The sequence below is a fragment of the Ruegeria sp. I1 genome (assembly GCF_056532675.1).
The window spans coordinates 66273-87331 of the sequence record NZ_JBQFNM010000005.1 but is presented as its reverse complement, the minus strand read 5'-3'; the positions used below and the strand labels follow the sequence as shown (position 1 = coordinate 87331).

21 protein-coding genes are annotated in these 21059 nt (G+C 57.4%); 7 read left to right on the top strand and 14 right to left on the bottom strand.

The genetic code is table 11. The annotated features are described in order from the left end of the window. The first annotated feature begins 20 nt into the window (after positions 1-20). Genes fumC through ACR0DH_RS10960 form a run of 4 tightly spaced genes read left to right on the top strand, consistent with a single transcriptional unit; the run spans position 21 to position 2471 of the window. Positions 21-1415, top strand: coding sequence for a class II fumarate hydratase (gene fumC, locus ACR0DH_RS10975; RefSeq protein WP_480549319.1), 1395 nt, complete (start codon positions 21-23; stop codon positions 1413-1415). Then, complete coding sequence (locus ACR0DH_RS10970) at positions 1415-1591, top strand: DUF4169 family protein (protein WP_480549321.1); 177 nt, start codon at positions 1415-1417, stop codon at positions 1589-1591. Before fumC ends, ACR0DH_RS10970 begins: the two co-directional genes overlap by 1 nt. Continuing rightward, on the top strand, positions 1588-1809 hold the full coding sequence (locus ACR0DH_RS10965; RefSeq protein WP_480549323.1) for a ribbon-helix-helix domain-containing protein: 222 nt from the start codon (positions 1588-1590) through the stop codon (positions 1807-1809). Before ACR0DH_RS10970 ends, ACR0DH_RS10965 begins: the two co-directional genes overlap by 4 nt. A gap of 59 nt (positions 1810-1868) precedes the next feature. Beyond that, entirely contained in the window at positions 1869-2471 is a 603-nt protein-coding gene (locus ACR0DH_RS10960) for a DNA-3-methyladenine glycosylase I (RefSeq protein WP_480549325.1), read from the top strand. 3 nt (positions 2472-2474) lie between these two features. Here ACR0DH_RS10960 and ACR0DH_RS10955 read toward each other — a convergent pair whose 3' ends face one another. The 4 genes from ACR0DH_RS10955 to ACR0DH_RS10940 all read right to left on the bottom strand — a co-directional run bounded on the left by ACR0DH_RS10955 (position 2475) and on the right by ACR0DH_RS10940 (position 6794). Beyond that, positions 2475-3356, bottom strand: coding sequence for a fructose bisphosphate aldolase (locus ACR0DH_RS10955; protein ID WP_480549327.1), 882 nt, complete (start codon positions 3354-3356; stop codon positions 2475-2477). A gap of 69 nt (positions 3357-3425) precedes the next feature. Further along, complete coding sequence (locus ACR0DH_RS10950; protein ID WP_480549329.1) at positions 3426-4775, bottom strand: cytochrome P450; 1350 nt, start codon at positions 4773-4775, stop codon at positions 3426-3428. Beyond that, positions 4772-5986, bottom strand: a complete 1215-nt coding sequence (locus ACR0DH_RS10945) for a hypothetical protein (protein WP_480541603.1) — start codon at positions 5984-5986, stop codon at positions 4772-4774. Before ACR0DH_RS10945 ends, ACR0DH_RS10950 begins: the two co-directional genes overlap by 4 nt. Before the next feature lie 55 nt (positions 5987-6041). Beyond that, a complete protein-coding gene (locus tag ACR0DH_RS10940) occupies positions 6042-6794 on the bottom strand; it encodes a cytochrome c biogenesis CcdA family protein (protein ID WP_480549331.1) in 753 nt (250 codons plus the stop codon). Positions 6795-6899: 105 nt separating this feature from the next. On the opposite strand from ACR0DH_RS10940, the gene ACR0DH_RS10935 reads away from it, so the two are divergent. Further along, complete coding sequence (locus tag ACR0DH_RS10935) at positions 6900-7133, top strand: sulfurtransferase TusA family protein (RefSeq protein WP_480541757.1); 234 nt, start codon at positions 6900-6902, stop codon at positions 7131-7133. A 58-nt stretch (positions 7134-7191) separates the two neighbouring features. On the opposite strand, the gene ACR0DH_RS10930 is transcribed toward ACR0DH_RS10935, so the two are convergent. The 7 genes from ACR0DH_RS10930 to purC form a co-directional block, all read right to left on the bottom strand. Continuing rightward, positions 7192-9948 (bottom strand): Rne/Rng family ribonuclease, encoded by a 2757-nt coding sequence (locus tag ACR0DH_RS10930; RefSeq protein WP_480549333.1) that lies wholly within the window; start codon positions 9946-9948, stop codon positions 7192-7194. Between the two features lie 520 nt (positions 9949-10468). Beyond that, entirely contained in the window at positions 10469-11803 is a 1335-nt protein-coding gene (locus ACR0DH_RS10925; protein WP_480549335.1) for a sigma-54-dependent transcriptional regulator, read from the bottom strand. An 11-nt stretch (positions 11804-11814) separates the two neighbouring features. Beyond that, positions 11815-13593 (bottom strand): ATP-binding protein, encoded by a 1779-nt coding sequence (locus ACR0DH_RS10920; RefSeq protein WP_170536903.1) that lies wholly within the window; start codon positions 13591-13593, stop codon positions 11815-11817. A gap of 36 nt (positions 13594-13629) precedes the next feature. Further along, positions 13630-14298, bottom strand: a complete 669-nt coding sequence (purQ, locus tag ACR0DH_RS10915; RefSeq protein WP_480549337.1) for a phosphoribosylformylglycinamidine synthase subunit PurQ — start codon at positions 14296-14298, stop codon at positions 13630-13632. A 25-nt stretch (positions 14299-14323) separates the two neighbouring features. Further along, entirely contained in the window at positions 14324-14554 is a 231-nt protein-coding gene (gene purS / locus ACR0DH_RS10910) for a phosphoribosylformylglycinamidine synthase subunit PurS (protein ID WP_117872765.1), read from the bottom strand. A 113-nt stretch (positions 14555-14667) separates the two neighbouring features. Next, positions 14668-15201 (bottom strand): MarC family protein, encoded by a 534-nt coding sequence (locus ACR0DH_RS10905; RefSeq protein WP_480549339.1) that lies wholly within the window; start codon positions 15199-15201, stop codon positions 14668-14670. Positions 15202-15343: 142 nt separating this feature from the next. Beyond that, positions 15344-16099: a phosphoribosylaminoimidazolesuccinocarboxamide synthase gene (gene purC / locus ACR0DH_RS10900; RefSeq protein WP_480541761.1), complete on the bottom strand. Its 756-nt coding sequence runs from the start codon at positions 16097-16099 to the stop codon at positions 15344-15346. Positions 16100-16285: 186 nt separating this feature from the next. On the opposite strand from purC, the gene ACR0DH_RS10895 reads away from it, so the two are divergent. Together ACR0DH_RS10895 and bmt are read left to right on the top strand one after the other, a co-directional pair. Further along, positions 16286-16606, top strand: a complete 321-nt coding sequence (locus tag ACR0DH_RS10895; protein ID WP_480549341.1) for a DUF1476 domain-containing protein — start codon at positions 16286-16288, stop codon at positions 16604-16606. Positions 16607-16730: 124 nt separating this feature from the next. Next, positions 16731-17744 carry a betaine--homocysteine S-methyltransferase gene (gene bmt, locus ACR0DH_RS10890; protein ID WP_480549343.1) on the top strand — a complete coding sequence of 338 codons (1014 nt, stop codon included), beginning with the start codon at positions 16731-16733 and terminating at the stop codon, positions 17742-17744. A gap of 6 nt (positions 17745-17750) precedes the next feature. On the opposite strand, the gene ACR0DH_RS10885 is transcribed toward bmt, so the two are convergent. The 3 genes from ACR0DH_RS10885 to ACR0DH_RS10875 form a co-directional block, all read right to left on the bottom strand. Then, positions 17751-18527: an enoyl-CoA hydratase-related protein gene (locus ACR0DH_RS10885; protein ID WP_480541619.1), complete on the bottom strand. Its 777-nt coding sequence runs from the start codon at positions 18525-18527 to the stop codon at positions 17751-17753. A 73-nt stretch (positions 18528-18600) separates the two neighbouring features. Beyond that, positions 18601-19056, bottom strand: a complete 456-nt coding sequence (locus tag ACR0DH_RS10880; protein ID WP_480549345.1) for a cytochrome c-type biogenesis protein — start codon at positions 19054-19056, stop codon at positions 18601-18603. Then, positions 19053-21017, bottom strand: a complete 1965-nt coding sequence (locus ACR0DH_RS10875; RefSeq protein WP_480549347.1) for a heme lyase CcmF/NrfE family subunit — start codon at positions 21015-21017, stop codon at positions 19053-19055. The genes ACR0DH_RS10880 and ACR0DH_RS10875 overlap by 4 nt, the downstream gene beginning before the upstream one ends. Between the last annotated feature and the right edge of the window lie 42 nt (positions 21018-21059).

The following is a 21059-nucleotide window of genomic DNA, read 5'->3' as shown; positions in this document are numbered from 1 at the left end:
CATACCAGACGGAGTACCCGATGTCTCAGACCCGCACCGAAACCGACAGCTTTGGCCCGCTAGAGGTTCCTGCCGATAAATATTGGGGCGCGCAAACACAGCGCTCGATCATGAACTTCCCCATCGGGTGGGAGAAACAGCCCGTGGCCATCGTGCGTGCGCTGGGCGTGATCAAGAAAGCATGCGCGATTGAAAACAAGGCAACCGGCAAACTGGATGCCAGGATCGCCGATGCGATCATTCAGGCCGCAGGTGAAGTGATTGAGGGCAAGTTCGACGACAACTTCCCTTTGGTCGTCTGGCAGACCGGCTCGGGCACGCAGTCCAACATGAACTCAAACGAGGTCATCGCCAACCGCGCGATCGAGATTTTGGGCGGCGTTATCGGCTCCAAAGACCCGGTTCACCCGAACGATCACTGCAACATGGGCCAGTCGTCGAACGACACATTCCCGACTGCCATGCATATCGCCACGGCCATGAGCGTGCGTGATGTTCTGCTGCCCGGCCTTGAGAAGCTGGCTTCGGGCCTGGAACAAAAAGCCGCGGAATTCAAAGATATCATCAAAATCGGTCGGACCCATACGCAAGACGCGACGCCTTTGACGCTGGGTCAGGAATTCGGCGGTTACGCCCATCAGATCCGTCAGGGGATCGCCCGCGTTCATACAGCGATGCCTGGGATTTATGAACTGGCGCAGGGCGGTACGGCGGTTGGCACCGGGCTAAATACGCAGAACGGCTGGGGCGAAGCCGTTGCCGGCCACATGGCCGAGATCACCAGCCTGCCCTTTGTGACAGCGCCCAACAAGTTCGAGGCGCTGGCCGCCCATGACGCCATGGTCTTCCTGTCTGGCGCTTTGGCGACGATTGCGGGCAGCTGCTACAAGATCGCCAATGACATCCGCTTCCTGGGCTCCGGCCCCCGATCCGGTCTAGGCGAGTTGATCCTGCCCGAGAATGAGCCCGGCTCGTCGATCATGCCGGGCAAGGTAAACCCGACACAGGCCGAGGCACTGACACAGGTCGCAGCTCATGTCATGGGCAACAACGCCGCCATGACATTCGCGGGATCTCAGGGTCATTTCGAGCTGAACGTCTACAATCCGATGATGTCCTATAACCTGCTGCAGTCGATCCAACTGCTGGGCGATGCCGCCGACAGCTTCACCGAGCGGATGCTGCTGGGCATCAAGGCCAACGAGCCGCGCATCGACAAGCTGATGAAGGAATCGCTGATGCTGGTAACAGCATTGGCGCCGACCATCGGCTACGACAACGCCACCACGGTCGCCAAAACTGCGCATAAGAACGGCACCACCCTTAAGGAAGAAGCCATCGCGCTGGGCTTTGTGGATGAGGCGACCTTTGACGCCGTTGTTCGGCCAGAACAGATGATCGGCCCGAAAGATTGATGGGCAAGCCGGTTAATCTGAACCGGTACCGAAAGGAAAAAGCGCGGGCCAAGGAAAAGGCCCGCGCAGATCAGAACGCTGTCGCCTTTGGGCGCACCAAAGTTGAAAAAGTGGTCGTAAAACTGCAGCAGGACAAGCAGAAACGCGATCTCGACAATCACGAGCTGGATGAATGAGCGGTCGGCCTGTCAAACGCTCTCTGACCCTCAAAGGACATCGCACATCGGTGTCTTTAGAGGATGAATTCTGGCGGGCTTTTCGCGATATCGCGCTTGAAAAAGATCAACCCATCAACTCTTTAGCCGCCGAGATTGATGTCGAGCGTGACCCGGAAACGGGCCTTGCCTCGGCCATCCGTGTTTTCATTCTAAACTGGTATCGCAACAAGCTTTGACCCTTGTCAGCCGCGCCATGATAGGTGTAGCGTCAAATGAGAACAAAAAGGGTACATTCATGAGCGACACATTTATCGGGCCGGATGCTCAACCCAGATGTGCCTGGGCCAAGGCCGCGCCGGAATTTCTGGATTATCACGACAATGAGTGGGGCTATCCAGTGGCCGATGACCAGCGGTTGTTCGAAAAAATCTGCCTCGAGAGCTTTCAGTCCGGTCTCAGTTGGCTGACGATCCTGCGCAAGCGTGAGAACTTTCGCGCGGCTTTTTGTGATTTTAATTTCAACAAGATGGCCGCGTTTTCTGATGCAGATGTCGAGCGCCTGTTACAGGACACTGGCATCATCCGTCATCGTGGCAAAATCAAAGCTGTGATCAACAACGCCCGCCGCGCGCAGGACCTAGCGGCCTCTGAAGGCTCCTTTGCGGCCTATGTCTGGCGGTTCGAGCCAGAAACCCCTCCGCCGCCGCAAACCGCGTCAACCTCAGCAGAATCCATCGCCATGTCCAAAGATCTTAAAAAACGCGGGTGGAAGTTCGTGGGGCCCACCACCGTCTTTGCCTTTATGCAAGCGATGGGGCTAATCAACGATCACGCAGAAGGTTGTGCCTTTCGGGAAAAAGCGGCGCAGATGCGCCGCGATTTTGTCAAACCCGTCTGAGACTTAGCAGGAAGCTTTGAAAATCTTGTCGATATTCCCACCCAGGGCTGCGTTGAACTCCGCATCAGACTGTTGCTTAGACAGCCCTTCTGTCAGCGCGCGCGAGAAGGATGCGATCATTTTACTGTTCTGATCCAGCAGATCACAAGCTTGTTCGGTCGAATAGCCGCCAGACAGCGCTACAACACGTACAACACGCGGGTGATCCGCGACCGAGTCATAAAGACCCGCAGCACTCGGGATCGTCAGTTTCAGCATCACATCCTGCCCGTCGGACAGCTGGTCGAGGTTCTTGACGATCTCAGCTTTCAGGATGTCTTCGGCCTCGGCCTTGGTTTCGGAATGGATGTTCACCTCGGGCTCGATAATGGGAACCATCCCGGCGGCCAGAACTTCGCGTGCAACGTCGAATTGCTGCGCAACCACGGCAGCGATACCTTCGGCATTTGCTTCGTGGATGACCGAGCGTTCCTTGGTGCCGAACACACCATCGGCCTTACCCAGAGTTTCAGCCAGACCGGGGATCGGTTTCATCAACTGAACACCGTTTGCCTGATCCTCCAGGCCTTTGTCGATTTTCAGAAACGGCACAATGCCTTTGACCGACCACAGGTAGTCAGCCACTTTGCGGCCTTGGATGTCTTCACCGAGCGTGCGTTCGAACAGGATCGCGCCGATCACTTTGTCCTTGGTGAAATCATCGGCCAGAATGATCCGCGCGCGCATCTTCTGGATCTCGCCGAACATTTCGGCGTCCGATCCATAGTCCGAGGCTTCCACGCCATAAAGCGCCAGCGCCTTTGGTGTTGATCCGCCGCTTTGATCCAGTGCTGCGATAAACCCTGCGCCTGTGGACATCTGCGCGCGCTGTTCTGCTTTGGACATAATGCTTTCCCGTAAAAACTGATTCCGTTGTCCTTCGAATACAGTACGGCGTGAGGGGATGGTAGTTTGTTAGCGCTCAACCATGCGCAACCAGATGCCATCCTTTGATCTGACAGTCAGATGTGCGACGGGAACAGGTGTTTTGCCCGGGATTGTTTCGAATTTGTAGGCACGTAGCAGCATAGACAGGATCAACGGCCCTTCAACCATTGCAAACCCAGCACCTGTACAAACGCGGGGGCCGGCTGAGAACGGAATATAAGCCTCTCGCTGACAGGTCTTGCCATTCTCTGTGCTCCAGCGGGCGGGGTCGAACGCATCCGGATTGTCCCATAGCCTCTCCTGCCGGTGCAGGTGCCAGGGGCTTATGACGATTTGTGAGCCTTTGCGGATTTCGCGACCCCGGAACTGTTCAGGACAGCTGGCCTGCCGCACCATCATCGGAACAGGCGGATATAGGCGCAGTGCCTCGCGGAAGACATCCCTGCTGACCTTGAGGCGTGACATGGCCGCGAATGTGCGGTCGTCCAACGCCTCTGCCTCGGATGCAACCTTGTCCTGCCACTCGGGATAAAGCGCCATCAGGTACAGCGTCCACGCTAGGGCGGAGGCACTGGTTTCATGCCCTGCCAGAAAGAAGATCGCCACCTGATCGACCATCTCATCCGTGCTGAACCGCTTGCCTGTATGGGGATCAGCCGTGGTCATGATCTTCGTGGCCAGATCATCTGGTGCCCGGCCCTGTTCGATCGCGTTCGCCCGTTCTGCTGTCAGCCGACCAATCAGAGAGCGAATATCCTGTGCACTTTGGCGGGTGTTCCTGGAATGAAACCGGGGCAACCAGTGTGGGAGAGGCACAAAAGCGGCCAGGTTCAACAAAGGCTGCGCGCGCTGATAGACGCGGAATTTCTGAAAGACCTCAGTGGCGATTTCATTGTCGATTGGTACAGAAAACAACGTGCGAAAAATCACATCGGCTGCGGCGTGGCTGGTGATTTCTTCACATTCGATCTGCTGGCCTGTTTTGTCGCGCAGTCTTGCTACGCAGGCCTCGGCAGCCTCACGCATGGCCGGAAAGGTATCTTTCAGACGACCGCCCTCGAAGGCCGGATCAATGATGCGCCGCTGCCGTTTCCAGGTCTCGCCATTGGTCAGGAATACTGAGTTACCCAACAACGGCCGCAGCCCCTCGCTGATCCGACTGGATTTTGGAAAATCATCCGGTCTTTTCTTAAGGACCGTATCAATCAGATCAGGCTGGTTGATCATGTAAGATCGGAAGAACGGCGTGCGAAACTCAGCCATCCAGGCGCGATAAAGGCGCTGAGGCTGCGCCGAGAGCAAATCCCGCCGAAACAGTTTCAGATAACGCCATAATGAAACACCATCCGGGCGGGATTTTGGCTTGGGCGGCGTCATGGGCTAACGTTTCTGTATTTGGAAACCGGGGTTTCGATACGCGTTTTAGACGGCTGCCGCCCCGCAAATCGCGCACCCAGCGTCTGTGGCCCAGCGGTGATGCGGAAATAGTCATAGGTGCCAGGTTGATCAAAGGCACAGAGATATTGGAAATGCAGCCGGAAGAATTTCCAGCGCAATGCCTGCCAACGCTCAGGCGACAATGTCTGCGTGAAAGCCGCAGACAGGACCAAGGGCCAGATCTTGTCCGGCCCGGCCACACCGGAAACCGCAACCGGATCGCATAACGCAAAGGAGCATCCATCGCCAGGGGCCGAGACATCTACCCAGGTCAGATTTTCTTGAGTTGACAGAAATTGCAGATCGCCCCGCAGTTTCCTGGCATCTGGCAGGAATGACACCATCGGGACCACCTGCCCCAGGCTCAGGAATGAAAGCGCCGGACCTTCCGACGCGTGGCCATTGCCACGGATGACATCGGCCAACACCGAAACGCCCAAATGCGCCCCGGAACTGTGGCCAACCACAAGAACCTCATCCACATTGTCTTGCAAGGATGCGCTGATCAGCGCGGCGAACTGATCCAGACGATCCTGCAGTACCGCTGGCGTTTCCCCATTCAATCGCGCGGAATAGGCGTAGTCATGCATCAGGTAGTAAGCAAACAGGCGGTTGTCGATCTTCCGGAACCAACGCAACAGCAAATAGGCGAAAGCCAGAGCTGAGAGCAGTGCCCAAACGCCAATCCAAATCCCCAGTACTGCCGTTACTCCGGCCACGACGCCCAATGCGGCAAGCAGTTGTAACAGCAGCATCCCGACAGGATAAAGCGCTGCAATCACCGGCCCTTTTCTCAGCTTACGAAGACGTCGCAGCGTTCCGGTTGAGACATAAATCCAGGCCGTACGGGCAAGCTGCAGGTAGGTCCCCAGGATCGAACCGGACATGCTGTCGCGCACGATGTCAGACCAGACCAGAACCTCGATATCCGTTTGCACCTCAACCCCGTCCTGAGTTGAGGTGACATGCCAACCAAACGGCCCCTCACCTGATTTCGGCGTAATAGAGATTTCATATCCTGAAATCGCAGCCTGTTGGTGGGATTCGGTCCGATACAGCTCACGATAGCGCCGGGCAGGAATCGGGTCGTAGCCGGGGATGTAGAACACCCGCCGTCTGCGCACCTGTGGCTGTTTTGTCTGACTGCTCATGGCCTTACCTTCTGCTGCGCAGGTTAACGCAGCATTGCGGCCAAGGTAAGATGGATCAGCCCAGGACCGCCAGCGCCGGGAAAGTTTCCAGCAGCCACCAGCTGAATTCGGTAAACAGACCAGTAATCAGCATGATGCCAACGAACAGCAACAGCCCCCCCATCACCTTTTCAATCGTACCCATGTAGGGCTTGATCCGATTCATCACATGCATCGAGCGGTTCAGGAACATCGCTGCCAGCAGAAACGGAATGCCCAAACCTGCCGCATATACGCCCAGCAGAAGCGTGCCGCGCGCGACCGAAGCCTCGGACGCGGCAAGTGACAGGATCGCCCCAAGCTGCGGGCCGATGCAGGGTGTCCACCCGAAGGCAAAGGCGAGACCCAGAATATAGGCCCCAAATACGGACCCTCCGGAATCACCAGTTTCAACCCGCGCCTCACGATCCAAGAGCGGGATACGGAACACGTTCAGAAAATGCAGGCCAAAGATGATCACCACCGCGCCGGAAGCTTTGGCAAAAAGCTCCTGATTCTTCAGAACAAACGCCCCAAAGGCCGATGCAGTGAACCCCAGCAGCAAGAAGACGGTCGACAGACCCAGCACAAAAAACAGCGCAGACAGCGTCGCCTTGCGTCGGGCCCGCGCCTCATCCTGCATTTCGTTGATGGTCACACCGCTCATATAGGCCAGATAGGGTGGCACAATCGGCAACACACAGGGTGACAGAAAGCTAATCAACCCGCCGATCATGGCGATGAACATGGCAGGCAGAAGTCCCGCGTCGATGATATCTATTCCGAACATAGACCTGCACATATGGTATGAAAGCGGCTTCGTCACGGGGCCAATCAGTCACAACCTCGTGGTTGCACGCTGGACACCATGGCAAAGTGGAAATATCTGACCCTTATGTCAAATCCAACCGAGACCCTTGATGCGCTTGGGCTGCTTTGCCCCTTGCCTGTGCTGAAGGCGCGCAAACGGCTGAAATCCATGCCCGGCGGCGCGGTGCTGCGCGTATTGGCCGATGACCCAGCCGCGATCATCGATGTACCGCATTTCTGCACAGAGTCTGGCCACAAACTCGTTTCGCAAGGCGAAGAGAACGGGCATCAGATCTATCTGATCCAGAAACAAGGCTGATCGAGGCCCGAAGAGGCAACGAAAAAGGCGGGCGCCAAACCCGCCTTTTCTATTTGGTTTAGCTGCCCAGCGACCACCAGCCGCGCCGTTTGGGTTTGGCGGGTTCGCTTGGTTGCTCTGGCTCTTCTGCCACCGTTTCCAGAACGGGTTCGGCCTGAGCTTCTTCTACGGCAGGCTCTACAACTTCTTGGGTGGAAGGTTCTGCAACCTCTTCCACAGCAACGGACTCTTCAGCTGCCTGTTCAGGTTCGTCTTGCTCCGGCGCAAGTCCCTCAGCCGGAACGGGTGCTTCTTCTACGGCCGTCTCAGCCACTTCAGGCCCTGTCGCAGGTTCTGAAGGTTCAACCGAGGCATCCTCAGCCGCTTGCACTTCAGGGTCTTGCTGAACTTCGGCATCCGCCACCTCAACCTCTGCCGCAACGGGTTCGGTGTCTTTTTTCTTGCGACGCGGCGCCCGGCGGCGTTTCGGCTTGGCGGGTTTTTCCTCTTCGCCTGTGGCCTCTCGGTCTTCCTGAGCGCTTTCCGCTGGGATGTCGTCCGGCGTTACCTCTTCGGGAGTTGCCTCGGACGCGTCAGCCTCGCCATCCTGTTGCTCGCCAGAATTTCCACCCTTCTTGCGGCGACGACGGCGACGTTTACGCTTGGGCTTGACCTCTTCTTCGGCCTGAACGGTTTCGTCCTCGACCTCGTCCTCATCAGTCTCGTCAACCATATCCATCAGCGACGCATCAACAGATACAACCGGCGCGGTGGCCTCGGGCACAATCCGGCTGGCCGTCTTGAATTTCTCCATCGAGAAATCCGGGCTGACCAGATGCAAATCCCCTTCGACACGCACAGAGAGACCATAGCGCGCCTCGATCTGAGCGATATGCTCGCGCTTCTGGTTCATCAGGAAGTTGGCAATCCCAACCGGGCAACGCACCAGAACTTCGCGCGAACGGCGGCGGGTGCCTTCCTCTTCGATCTGACGCAGAATCGACAGTGCCATATTGTCGTCCGAGCGGATCAGGCCGGTGCCATGACAATGCGGGCACGGCTGCGTGGTTGCCTCCAGCATGCCGGGGCGCAGGCGCTGGCGCGACATCTCCAGCAGGCCAAAGCCCGAAATGCGGCCCACCTGGATGCGCGCACGGTCGGTTTTAAGCTTATCTTTCAGACGCTTCTCGACGGCTGAGTTGTTCTTGCGCTCGTCCATATCGATGAAATCGATCACGATCAGACCCGCCAGGTCCCGCAGACGCAACTGGCGTGCCACTTCCTCGGCGGCCTCAAGGTTGGTCTTGAGCGCGGTTTCCTCGATCGAACCTTCCTTGGTCGCCCGACCAGAGTTCACATCGATCGCCACCAACGCCTCGGTCACACCGATCACGATATAGCCACCGGATTTCAGCTGCACGGTCGGGTTGAACATCCCGGCCAGATAGCTTTCGACCTGATAGCGTGCGAATAGTGGCAACGCGTCCTCATACCGTTTCACGTTCTTGGCGTGGGACGGCATGATCATTTTCATGAAGTCCTTGGCGATGCGATAACCGCCCTCGCCTTCGACCAGAACCTCATCAATATCGCGGTTATAAAGATCACGGATCGACCGTTTGATCAGATCGCCTTCTTCATAGATTTTCGCAGGTGCAATGGATTTGAGCGTCAGCTCGCGGATCTGCTCCCATAGACGCTGCAGATATTCATAGTCGCGCTTGATCTCGGACTTCGTGCGCTTGGCCCCCGCAGTACGGATAATCAACCCAGCGCCCGTTGGCACATCGATCTCGGCGGCGATTTCTTTCAGTTTCTTACGATCAGGTGCGTTGGTGATCTTACGGCTAATGCCGCCGCCACGGGCTGTGTTGGGCATCAGAACACAATAGCGCCCTGCCAGAGACAGATAGGTGGTCAGCGCTGCCCCTTTGTTGCCGCGCTCTTCCTTGACCACCTGCACCAGCAGAACCTGACGGACCTTGATGACTTCCTGAATTTTGTACCGGCGCGGGCGGGGCTTGCGCGGTGGGCGAATATCTTCGCTGTCATCCTCGTCAGCCACAGATTCGATGGATGCGTCTTTTTCAGCCGCGTCCGTCAGTGCTTCACTCTCTTCACCTTCATCGGTATCCGAGTCAGATTTCGCCTCTTCGATCTCGTTTAGAGGCTCCGCCTGTTCAGATTCTGCGGTCTCTTCAGCCACCGCTTCTGCTTCGGCCTCAGATGCGTCTTCCGGCGCGGTGTCTTCCACACCCTGTTGGGTTACCTCCTCGGCAACCGCATCATCGGAGGTCTCAACCTCATCAACCGGTTCTTCGACGGGCGTTTCGGCGACACGATCCGCAGGCGAGGTTCCTTCCTCAACCGCCAGGTCCGCTTCTTCACCCTCTTCCAGGTCGATGGTCTCCATGCCGGTCGGTTCGTTCGACACTTCAATCGACTCAACCGCATCATCGGATTTCACATCCGCCGCTTTGGTGCGCGAGCGGCGGCGCTTTTTCGGCTTGGCCTCTTCCGCCTCATCCCGGGCCTTCATGGCCTCGGCATAGGCGCGCTCTTCCTCCATCAGCGCCTCACGGTCGGCGACGGGAATCTGGTAGTAATCGGGATGAATCTCGGAAAACGCCAAGAATCCATGCCGGTTCCCGCCATAATCCACAAAGGCCGCCTGCAGCGACGGCTCGACCCGCGTTACTTTTGCAAGATAGATGTTGCCAGCAAGTTGGCGTTTGTTTTCGGATTCAAAATCGAACTCCTCGACCTTGTTTCCGTCGACCACCACGACGCGGGTTTCCTCCGCATGGGTGGCATCGATAAGCATTTTCTTAGCCATGTGTCCTTGGTGCACCGCGCCAAACGCGTTGTCCTGACCCGTCCAGGCGGACAGGCGCTTTTGGGGAGGTGTCTTGTCAGGGCGATATCAGACGGCGCGCGGCAGGGTCTGGCGCTCTGGCCCCCTGCCCGGTCTTTCAAACGTTGCGCGCGCGTCATCGCGGTTCTTCTCCGACAGGCGCGATTGGGACCGCTGCCTGCCCATTTATTCCTTTCACCCGACGCATCGGGCTCAGGTACTCAACTGCCCCATGGATCGGGGCACAATCGGTCTGCTTCGCGGTGAAAACCAAAGATCACCTGCTGCGACGCAGCGAAACTCAAAGATTCGGGGCTTAAAGGCGCAAAAATGGCCCGGCCCGTTCGGACACAATAAAAGCAGTCCTGTGGAAAACACAATGGGCAAACTGCATCCCGTCCATCTCAAACACGCCGCGCCCATCTTCTTCTGTTCAAAAATACCTCGGGGGGGGTGAATTGAGCCTATGGCTCAAGAGGGGGGCTGGCCCCCCTCCCCGGCCTCACAAATAGTCCGACCGTTGAAGCCCGTATTTGGCCATCTTCTCGTTCAAAGTCCGGCGCGGCAGGCAGAGCTCATCCATCACTGACGCGATCGATCCTTTGTGGCGGCGCATCGTGTTGTCGATCAGCATCCGTTCGAACGCTTCGACGTATTCCTTCAAAGGCTTACCTTCGGTGGTCATCACCGGCTGCATTTCCTCGTGATCCGACATCAGCAATGACGCAATCGTCCCCGACCCGCGCCGCGATTGCAGCACAGCGCGTTCCGCGATGTTGATCAACTGACGCACATTGCCCGGCCACGGGGCCTGCAACAATTGTGCGGCTTCTTGCGCACTCACCTGCGGTGCCTCGCAGCCGTATTCCTCGGCAAACTGCTCGCTCAGGCGCGTGAACAGGGTCAGAATGTCTTCGCCCCGCTGCCGCAAAGGCGGCATGGTTATCCGTAGTGCCGCCAGACGGTAGAACAGATCGGGGCGCAGCACGTCCTCGCTGGTCTTTCCGGCCTCTTGCAGGTTGGAAATCGCAACGATGCGCGTTTCTGCCGGGGTGCCCTGTTCGTTCATCACGCTTAGCAAGCGCGCCTGTAGCGTGTCGCTCAGCGCTTCAACGTCTTCCAGAACCAGTGTTCCACCGCGCGCCTCTTCAATCGCGGGCAGTTGCGCGTCCTCGGGCATCATCGGGCCAAACAGACGTTTAGACAAAGCCTCTTCTTCCAGCGCTGCGCAGGAAACCAGAACGAACTTCTTGCCAGCCCGGCTGCCCACTGCATGCAGAGCATGCGCAACAAGGGTCTTCCCAGTCCCGGTTTCACCGTCAATTAGCACGTGGCCATCGGCTTGACCAAGGTCCAGTATGTCCTCGCGCAAACGCTCCATCACAGGGCTAGCGCCAATCAGTTTGTTCATGATCTGGGTGCCACCCGATAGCTCTCGGCGCAGGGCCCGGTTGTCCAAGGTCAGACGGCGGGCATTGCTGGCCCGCTTCGCCAATTCCGACATACGATCCGGGTTAAAGGGCTTCTCAAGGAAATCAAACGCGCCAACGCGCATCGCTTCAACCGCCATAGGGACGTCGCCGTGACCGGTGATCATGATCACAGGCAGAGTGCTGTCCGCCCCCATCAGCTTTTTCAGCAATTGAATGCCATCCATGCCGGGCATCTTGATGTCCGAGATCACAATCCCCGGATATTCGGGGCCCAGAACTTTCAGCGCATCCTCAGCGCTGGCAAAGGTTTCGGTGTCATACCCCGACAATGCCAGCCATTGGCTGATTGACTGGCGCATGTCCTGTTCATCATCCACAATGGCGATCTTCATGGCTTGGGCCATAGTCTTCCCTTTTATTCTGCGGCCTCAAGGCCGTCGCTGCCCAAGATGGGCAATTGCATTTCAAACACCGCGCCGCCGTGCTGGCCGTTACGCGCAGTCAGCCGTCCGCCATGGTCGTTCACGATCCCGGACGAGATGGCAAGCCCCAGCCCGACGCCATCGCCGGGCTGTTTGGTGGTATAGAACGGCTCGAACAGGTTCTCGATGTCATCGATCCCATAGCCATTGTCGCGCACGGTTAGCACCGCCATATCTCCCGCGGCCAAGATGATTTCCACATCCGGCTCAGCCACCGACTTGGTGGCGTCCAGAGCATTGCGCAACAGGTTGACCATAACCTGTTCGATCCGCATCCGATCTCCGTTCACCAACACCGGCTCTTCGGGCAGAATCTGAGTGATCTTAACATGTCTTTGGCGCAATTGCGGCTCCATCATCGACAGCGACGAAGCCAGCGCTTCTCCAAGATTTACGGGCGAAAACGCATCCGCACCCTTGCGCGCATAGGATTTGAGCTGTCGGGTGATTGCGCCCATCCGCTCGATCAGACCATCGATGCGGCCAAAGCTGGCCAATGCCTCTTCGGGCCTGTTTCGGCGCAACAGCAGCCGCGCACCCGCCAGATAGGTTTTCATTGCAGCCAAAGGTTGATTCAACTCGTGACTCACCGCTGCCGACATCTCTCCCAACGCCGCCAGTTTCGAACTTTGGGCAAGCGTCTGCTCGGCCAAATCCAGCGTCTTTTCAACCCGTTCCCGCTCAGCAATTTCCCGCTGCAGCCTTGTGTTCAATGCGCGAAGCTCTGCCGACTCGCGCTGGAACAGCGCCATCCGCAAGGTGGCGCGGCGGCTGAGTGCGTAGAAGGCCAGCGCCAGAAGAATCGCAAATCCCATGATCTCAAGCGCTAAAACGCTGTTCACCCGCTCGCGCACTGACTCGAATGTGGTGAAGGATGTCATTTGCCAGCCGCGAAACGGAATGCGTTTTTCCATCCGCATCACCGCCTCACCCTGAAGATAGGCATCCGGCGGCAGCGCGGTCCAATCTGTGGTCACGCGGATCGCGCGTTGAATGGCGCTGAGCGGTGGTTGGCGCAGCATCGCCGCCTCTTCATCCAACCCGCGCCATTGTGGTTCGGTCGACAGGATGATGTTGCCGGCGCTGTCAGTGACCAGCACCGCATGTGCAATCCGCGCCCAGGCGGTTTCGAACTTCTGCAGGTCGACCTCGACCACGATCACGCCGAGTATGTCCGAGTTGCCCTGGATACGGCGTGAATAGACAAAACTATAGCCACCGGCCTCTCGCGGGATGACCGAGAAAATCGTCGAATTTGACCGTATCGCATCCACAAAATAAGGCGCGTTGCGATGTGCCTCACCCAGACGGTTACGATCGGTTGCGGCAACAGACCGCCCATCGCTATCAAGAAGCATCAGCGACGCTGCGCCAATCTCTTCGACAAATGAAATCAAACGCTGGGTCGACAGCGTATAGTCGCTGGAGCGCAGGGCAGATATCAGCGTCGGATCGCGCGCCAACAATTGCGGCACAATGGCATTGCGGCGCAGCTCACTGACCAGGTTGCCGGAGTCGAGTGTTAGCCTGAGCTCGGCTCTATTTCGCGTATCTTGGGTAAAACGATCCGTCAGCAAACGGTTCGTCGTCCAAACCGTCACAACAGTGGCGGCCAATAGGACAAAAACGGCCAGTCGCAATCGCCAACCAAGCGGCGCGCCGCGAAAGGGTCGTAGAAGTTTGGACCAGCCAGTGCGAACCTCTGTACTCATCCCCAGAAGGTACGCGCGCTATGATCTGACCTCAAGTCACGCTGGCGACAGGACGCCCGACAATGCGCGGAACAATGCCGTACCGTCGGTGCCACCATGCCCCTGATCCGCTGCCCGTTCCGGATGCGGCATCATGCCGAGAACGCGACGATTTTCCGACAGGATGCCCGCGATATCCCCGACCGAGCCATTCGGATTCTCGGTATAGGTGAACGCAACGCGGTCCTGGTCCCGCAGCTTGGACAATGTATCGTCATCGGCGAAATAGTTGCCGTCATGATGGGCAATCGGGATTCCGATCACGTCACCTGCGTTGAAGCCTTCGGTAAAGGGGCTGCTGCTAGTTTCGACTTTCAGGCCCACGGTCTTGCAGATGTATTTCAGACCCGCATTCCGTAGCAATGCGCCCGGCAGAATGCCGGTCTCGGTCAATATCTGGAAGCCGTTACAGACCCCCATTGCATATCCACCGCGTTTGGTGTGATCGATCACCGCCTGACAAATCGGCGACTGGGCCGCGATAGCGCCGCAGCGCAGATAGTCGCCATAGGAAAATCCGCCCGGAACACCGACGATATCAACGCCGTCAGGCAGCGTCGCATCTTTGTGCCAGACCATATCGACCTGAAAACCGGCTTGCTTGAAAGCCACGGCAAGATCCCGGTCACAATTCGATCCGGGGAAGACGATAACGGCAGCGCGCATGGCAAACCCTCCTTATGGGCCTGGATCAGACCAGTTCGATCTCGTAACGCTCGATGACCGTATTGGCCAACAGCTTTTCACACATCTCGGTCACATCCGCCTCGGTCGCGCCGTCTGCAAGCTCCAGATCGATCACCTTGCCCTGCCGAACGCCTTCGACCTGATCAAAGCCCATGGCGCCTAGTGCGTGCCGTACCGCCTCACCCTGAGGGTCAAGCACCCCATTCTTGAGCATCACATGCACCCGTGCTTTCATTTTCGCAACTCCACCTGGGGCCGCAGGCCGGCCCTATTCCGTTGCGCGGGGGATAGCGTGGTTGGGTGCATTGAACAACCCTGTATGATCCGCAGTTTGCCGCAGGTGGTACCCTAGCCGTCACCCTTGGACAATGCAGGATAGTGCGCATCGATCGCATTGAATGTGCCGGTCAAAACCATTTCGACCGCAACGGCCATTAACAATATCGCCATGATACGGGTCACAACGTTGATCATCGTCTCGCCTACAAGGCGCGAGATTTGATCCGCGAACAACAATCCCAACCCGACTATTGCACAGGCAATCAATATCGCAGCACCCAGCGTCAGGATTTCCGTACCGTCAGACAGCTGATGCGAAAACACAATGGTAATTGCAATCGTGCCGGGCCCGATCGTCAAAGGGATCGCCAACGGAACAACAGCAAAGTTCAGCTTTCGTTGATGTCCGTCCGCTACGGCGGCCTGATCGCCAGGGGTGCGATCCTCGGCCTTCAGCATCGACATACCTATTCCGAAAATGATGATACCGCCCGCGATCCGGAAAGACGGCACATCTATGCCAAAAATCCCAAGGATTCTTTCGCCTGTCAGCACGGCGGCCAAGAACTTCAGGAAAACTGCCTGATCAAACAATTCCGTCATGCGTTAGATCACCCCGATCGCAAGCTATTTGGCTGCTTAAATCCAAACATGATCAGGAACGCATAAGCTGTCAAACGTTCTGAAACAGAAAAAGCGCCGCTAAGGATAAGCGGCGCCTTCACGGAATTCAGACCAGTATCGCCTAGTTGATCAGCGTCGGCTTGGTCACGTTGCTTTGGGGCAGAACGCCCAGGCGACGCGCGACCTCGGAATAGGCATCTGTCAGATTGCCCAGATCGCGGCGGAAGACGTCTTTATCCAGTTTCTGGCCTGTTTCAATATCCCACAGGCGGCAGCTGTCGGGGCTGATCTCATCGGCGACGATCAATCGTTGATAGTCACCATCAAAGACGCGGCCGATTTCGATCTTGAAGTCGATCAGTCGAATGCCAACGGCCATCATGACGCCGCTCATGAAATCGTTCACGCGCAGGGCAAGGCTGAGGATATCGTCCATATCTTGCTGGCTGGCCCAGCCAAAGGCGGCAATGTGTTCCTCGGTAACCAAAGGATCACCCAGAGCATCGTCTTTGTAGCAATATTCGACAATCGGACGTGGCAGCTGCGTGCCTTCGGCGATGCCCAGACGCTTGGACATGGTCCCGGCCGCATAGTTGCGTACGATGATTTCCAGCGGCACGATTTCGCAATTGCGCACCAGCTGTTCCCGCATATTCAGGCGACGGATGAAATGGGTCGGCACACCGATCTGGTTCAGACCGTTCATGAAGAATTCAGACAGGCGGTTATTCAGAACGCCCTTACCGTCAATCACGTCCTTCTTCTCCGCGTTGAAAGCGGTGGCGTCATCCTTGAAATACTGCACGATTGTGCCCGGTTCAGGACCTTCATACAGAATCTTGGCTTTGCCTTCGTAGATTTTCTTGCGACGCGCCATAAGCGACCTTTCCAGTCTGAGCAGTGGGAATGAGTCCCGCTGGTTGGCGCCCTCATAGTCCATGCCCCCCTTCCCCGCAAGTTTGCAACGCAGCGAGACTTTGACACAGCGCAAATCCCTTGCACCCGTGCTGCCGTATGGTCATATCATCAACAGAGTAATAGCAACCCAAGAGGTCCTTGTCTCATGACCACCTTTGACGAACGTGAAAATGCGTTTGAAACGAAATTTGCGCATGACGAAAAAATGCAATTCATCGCACGTATGCGCCGCAACCGGTTCATGGCTGTCTGGGCCTCGACCCTGAAGGGCGAAACCGTAGAACAGGCGCGCAAATACGGTCAGGAACTGGTCCAAACCGACCTGAAACACGTCAATGAAGATGACGTCGTCAATGCAGTCAAAAGCTACTTGGGCGATCTTGCCGATGAAGCCAAAATTCGTGCGAAGATGGCGGAACTTCTGGTCGAAGCCAAAGAACAGGTGATGGCCGAGGCCGACATCTAAGTCTCTTTGCAGCACCGCTCATGATGTTCATGAGTATTATGAATTTGATTTGACGCCCCGGTCATGTGACACGGGGCGTCTGTTATTCACAATGGCGCTTTGCGCCAGTTTTCGGGCTTTTCTCATGACAAATGCGCTCACCGACCTTCTAAACACCGCCGACATAATTCTGGCCGATGGTGCAACGGGGACCAACCTATTCAATATGGGTCTGCAATCGGGTGACGCGCCCGAGCTGTGGAACGTGGATTCGCCTGAAAAAATCAAGGCTTTGTATCAGGGCTGGGTCGATGCTGGCAGTGATCTGTTCCTGACCAACACCTTCGGCGGAACAGCGGCGCGTTTGAAACTGCACGATGCGCAGAACCGCGTGACCGAGCTGAACCGGATCGGGGCAGAGCTTGGCCGCGAAGTCGCCGATGCGTCCGGGCGCACCGTTATTGTTGCTGGTTCTGTCGGACCAACGGGCGAGATCATGGAACCAGTCGGCAGCCTCTCGCATAGCGATGCGGTCGAGATGTTTCACGAACAGGCCGCCGCTTTGAAAGAAGGCGGCGCAGACGTCTTGTGGGTCGAAACCATAAGCGCCCCCGAAGAATTCCGCGCGGCGGCCGAAGCGTTTGCTCTGGCCGATATGCCATGGTGCGGCACCATGAGCTTTGATACTGCAGGTCGCACGATGATGGGCGTAACCTCCGCCGATCTGGCGCAGTTGGTTGAAACTTTCGAGAACCCGCCACTGGCCTTTGGTGCCAATTGCGGCACCGGCTCTTCGGATATCATGCGCACCGTTCTAGGATTTGTCGCGCAAGGCACTCAGCGCCCGCTGGTGTCCAAAGGGAATGCAGGCATCCCAAAATATGTAGATGGCAGCATCAAGTATGACGGAACGCCTGATCTGATGGCCCAATATGCCGTCATGGCGCGGGATGCGGGCGCGAAGATCATCGGCGGTTGCTGTGGCACAATGCCCGCCCATGTAGAGAAAATGCGCGAGGCGTTGGATACGACCCCACGGGCCGAACGCCCGACGCTGGATCAGATCACCGATGCGTTGGGGCCCTTTTCGTCGGCCTCGGACGGAACCGGAGAGGAAGCGGCCCCGGAACGGCGCACGCGTCGGCGCCGCCGGGCCTGATTGCGCTCAGCGCCCCTCGAACTTGGCGGGGCGCTTCTCCAGAAAGGCCACCACACCTTCGGCAAAGTCACGCGAGCGCCCGCAGTCACCTTGCAAGCTCGCCTCCGTCTTAAGTTGCTGGGTCAGCGTGTTTTCATATGTACCACGCAGAGCTGTTTTTATGGCCGCGAAGCCAGCCGTTGGGCCATTCGCCAAATACTCGGCGCGCTTGCGCCAATGCGCGGCGAAATCATCATCGGCGACCGCTTCCCAGATCAGGCCCCAGTCATCGGCCTGACGGGCACTGATCTTTTCGGCAAAAAGCGCTGCGCCCATGGCCTTGGCCAAACCCATCTGGCGCGGCATGAACCAGGTGCCACCAGCATCAGGCAACAGGCCGATCCGGGCAAAGGCCTGCAGGAAGTATGCGCTTTCACTTGCGATCACTACATCGGCGCATAAGGCAAGGTTCGCCCCTGCCCCCGCAGCCGCGCCGTTTACCGCTGCAATGGTTGGCACCGGGCAATCGTGGATCGCTTCGAGCATCGGCTCATATTCGTCGCGCAAGGATCGTTCCAGGTCGATTTTTCCGGTTGATGAGGCATCGCCAAGATCCTGGCCCGAGCAAAATGCCGGTCCAGCCCCGGTCAGCACCACGCAGCGCGCATTGCGAGCGGCCTCTTTCATCGCATGGGTGATCTCTGCCCGCATCTGAGTGGTCAGTGCGTTCATTTTGTCCGGGCGGTTGAACGTCAGAACGGCCAGGCCGTCAGTGATATCCAACAGGATCGTTTCGTAGTTCATATAAAGCCTCCCCTCGCGCCAGGTTTTGCGAACCCTGACCTATTCGAACAGCAAGGGAAAGTGGAACCGAACGTCAGCCGTCGAGAATCTTGCGCAGCCGTTCTTTTTCTTCATCGCTGAGCGTATCATCAGCCTCAACTGCTTGAGCCCTTGACCGGTTGCGGACAAACGCCCATCCCATGCCCGCTGCAGCCAACAACATGAACGGCCCTGCAAGCCACAGCATTAGGTTGGCGCCTGAAATCTGGGGCCGGAGAAGCACATATTCACCATATCGGTCGACGATAAAGGCCATCGCTTCTTCGTCACTATCCCCGGCAACCAGACGCTCGCGGACCAAAAGGCGCAGATCGCGAGCCAGATCCGCGTTGCTTTCATCAATGCTTTCGTTCCGGCAGACCAGACACCGCAGTTCGGCGCTCAGATCACGTGCCCGCTGTTCAAGTACCGGATCGTCCAGGACTTCGTCAGGCTGCACAGCATATGCCGGGGCGGCCAAAAGCATCATGATCAGGATCAGGCGCTTCATTCCGCCGGCACCCCGGCCGCAGGCGTTTTACGCGCGCCGGCAGCGACACGGAAACGGCGATCGCACAGGCTGAGAACACCACCCAGCGCCATCAGGATACATCCTGCCCAAATCCAATTGGCGAACGGTTTGATATAGGTCCGCACGACCCAGCCCCCATCGGCCTGTTGATCCCCGATCACCACATAGAGGTCCCGAAGAATGCGATAGTCAATCGCGGCTTCGGTCGTGGGCATACGTGCGACGGGATAGTCCCGCTTTTCAGGATGCAGCATCCCCAATGACCGCCCGTTTGTCTCGACTGAGACATCAGCGGTGGTCGAGAAATAGTTCGGCCCTTGAACACGCCGCACATCTTTCAGCGTCAAAGTGAACTGTCCAACCTCAAAGGGTGCTCCGGGCTGAGCAACACGGATGTCTTCAACCTCCCACGCGGTCAGACCGGCAATCGCAAAGATCGTGACACCCAAGCCGGTATGGGCAACGGCCTTGCCCCAATCCGCGCCCGGCAGGCGGAACAGCCGTCTCAGGCTGCCTTTGCGGCCTGTACGGCTCCAAAGATCAAGGATCGCGCCGCAGGTAATCCAGACCCCAAGAAACAGCCCGACCGGCCCCAGCGCACTGCGCCCCGTCTGCATGGCCCAAACCAAAAGCGCCACGGCCAGTGCCAGCAGAAACGCATAGCGCAACGACCAGGCGGTTTTCCCAAGCTTACCGCGCTTCCAAGGCAGCAGTGACCCGATCGGCAGAACCAGACCCAGCAGAACCATGAATGGCGTGAAGGCAAAGTTGAAGAAGGGCGGCCCGACCGAAAGTGTCCGGTCAAACATCATCTCGGCCACCATCGGCCACATCGTTCCCACGAATACCACAAAACAGCTGACTGCCAGCAAGACATTGTTCACCACCAGTGCGCTTTCGCGACTGACAACGCCAAACACACCCTTGGCTTCCATCGTCTGAGCGCGGGCCGCAAACAAGGTCAGTGCGCCGCCAATAAAGAAGACAAGGATCATCAGGATGAACACGCCCCGCTCTGGGTCAGTGGCAAAGGCGTGTACCGAGGTCAAAAGACCCGAACGTACAATGAATGTCCCGATCAGCGAAAAGCCGAAGGCGATGATCGCCAAAAGGATGGTCCAGCTTTTCAACGCCTCACGTTTTTCAACAACGATGGCCGAATGCAACAATGCTGCCGCCAGCAACCAGGGCATGAACGAGGCGTTTTCAACCGGGTCCCAGAACCAAAACCCGCCCCAACCAAGCTCGTAATAGGCCCACCAGGACCCAAGTGCGATACCAATCGTCAGAAACACCCAGGCCGCCAGTGTCCAGGGCCGCACCCACCGACCCCAGGCCGCATCAACCCGACCTTCGATCAGTGCGGCAACGGCAAAACTGAACGACATGCTCAGGCCCACATATCCCAGATACAGAAACGGCGGGTGAAACGCCAAGCCGGGGTCCTGCAACAGCGGGTTTAGATCACGCCCATCAAATGGCGCAATTGCCAGCCGATCAAATGGGTTCGATGTAAACAGAATAAACGCAAAAAACGCTACGGCGACGGCCGATTGAACTGCCAGAACACGCGCCTTCAAGGTAGGTGGCAGCCCGCCGCCAAACAGCGCTGCCATGGCCCCGAACAAGGTCACGATCAGAACCCACAACAGCATCGATCCTTCGTGGTTGCCCCAGGTTCCGCTGATCTTGTAGATCATCGGTTTCGCCGAATGACTGTTTTCCACCACGATCCGAAGCGAGAAGTCCGAAGTCGTAAATGCCCAGACCAGCGCCCCAAAGGAAAACGCCGTCAGCAAAAATTGGGAGATCGCCGCAGGTTCGGCAAAGACCATCCATCCGGTCCAGCGTTTCGCGGCCCCGATCAGAGGGACCACGCTTTGAACGATGGCAATCATAAATGCGAGGATGAGGGCGAAGTGACCAAGCTCTGTAATCATGCCTCAGGATATATCGCTCAGCTACGTGGTGCGCCAATAACT

Coding starts and splice junctions, on each gene's coding strand:
- ACR0DH_RS10950 (WP_480549329.1), bottom strand. CDS start 4,775: ATGACGCCGCCCAAGCCAAAATCCCGCCCGGATGGTGTTTCATTATGG.
- ACR0DH_RS10945 (WP_480541603.1), bottom strand. CDS start 5,986: ATGAGCAGTCAGACAAAACAGCCACAGGTGCGCAGACGGCGGGTGTTC.
- purQ (WP_480549337.1), bottom strand. CDS start 14,298: ATGCGCGCTGCCGTTATCGTCTTCCCCGGATCGAATTGTGACCGGGAT.
- purS (WP_117872765.1), bottom strand. CDS start 14,554: ATGAAAGCACGGGTGCATGTGATGCTCAAGAATGGGGTGCTTGACCCT.
- fumC (WP_480549319.1), top strand. CDS start 21: ATGTCTCAGACCCGCACCGAAACCGACAGCTTTGGCCCGCTAGAGGTT.
- ACR0DH_RS10940 (WP_480549331.1), bottom strand. CDS start 6,794: ATGTTCGGAATAGATATCATCGACGCGGGACTTCTGCCTGCCATGTTC.
- ACR0DH_RS10960 (WP_480549325.1), top strand. CDS start 1,869: ATGAGCGACACATTTATCGGGCCGGATGCTCAACCCAGATGTGCCTGG.
- ACR0DH_RS10925 (WP_480549335.1), bottom strand. CDS start 11,803: ATGGCCCAAGCCATGAAGATCGCCATTGTGGATGATGAACAGGACATG.
- ACR0DH_RS10965 (WP_480549323.1), top strand. CDS start 1,588: ATGAGCGGTCGGCCTGTCAAACGCTCTCTGACCCTCAAAGGACATCGC.
- ACR0DH_RS10935 (WP_480541757.1), top strand. CDS start 6,900: ATGTCAAATCCAACCGAGACCCTTGATGCGCTTGGGCTGCTTTGCCCC.
- ACR0DH_RS10875 (WP_480549347.1), bottom strand. CDS start 21,017: ATGATTACAGAGCTTGGTCACTTCGCCCTCATCCTCGCATTTATGATT.
- ACR0DH_RS10905 (WP_480549339.1), bottom strand. CDS start 15,201: ATGACGGAATTGTTTGATCAGGCAGTTTTCCTGAAGTTCTTGGCCGCC.
- ACR0DH_RS10920 (WP_170536903.1), bottom strand. CDS start 13,593: ATGAGTACAGAGGTTCGCACTGGCTGGTCCAAACTTCTACGACCCTTT.
- ACR0DH_RS10880 (WP_480549345.1), bottom strand. CDS start 19,056: ATGAAGCGCCTGATCCTGATCATGATGCTTTTGGCCGCCCCGGCATAT.
- ACR0DH_RS10885 (WP_480541619.1), bottom strand. CDS start 18,527: ATGAACTACGAAACGATCCTGTTGGATATCACTGACGGCCTGGCCGTT.
- ACR0DH_RS10970 (WP_480549321.1), top strand. CDS start 1,415: ATGGGCAAGCCGGTTAATCTGAACCGGTACCGAAAGGAAAAAGCGCGG.
- bmt (WP_480549343.1), top strand. CDS start 16,731: ATGACAAATGCGCTCACCGACCTTCTAAACACCGCCGACATAATTCTG.
- purC (WP_480541761.1), bottom strand. CDS start 16,099: ATGGCGCGTCGCAAGAAAATCTACGAAGGCAAAGCCAAGATTCTGTAT.
- ACR0DH_RS10930 (WP_480549333.1), bottom strand. CDS start 9,948: ATGGCTAAGAAAATGCTTATCGATGCCACCCATGCGGAGGAAACCCGC.
- ACR0DH_RS10895 (WP_480549341.1), top strand. CDS start 16,286: ATGACCACCTTTGACGAACGTGAAAATGCGTTTGAAACGAAATTTGCG.
- ACR0DH_RS10955 (WP_480549327.1), bottom strand. CDS start 3,356: ATGTCCAAAGCAGAACAGCGCGCGCAGATGTCCACAGGCGCAGGGTTT.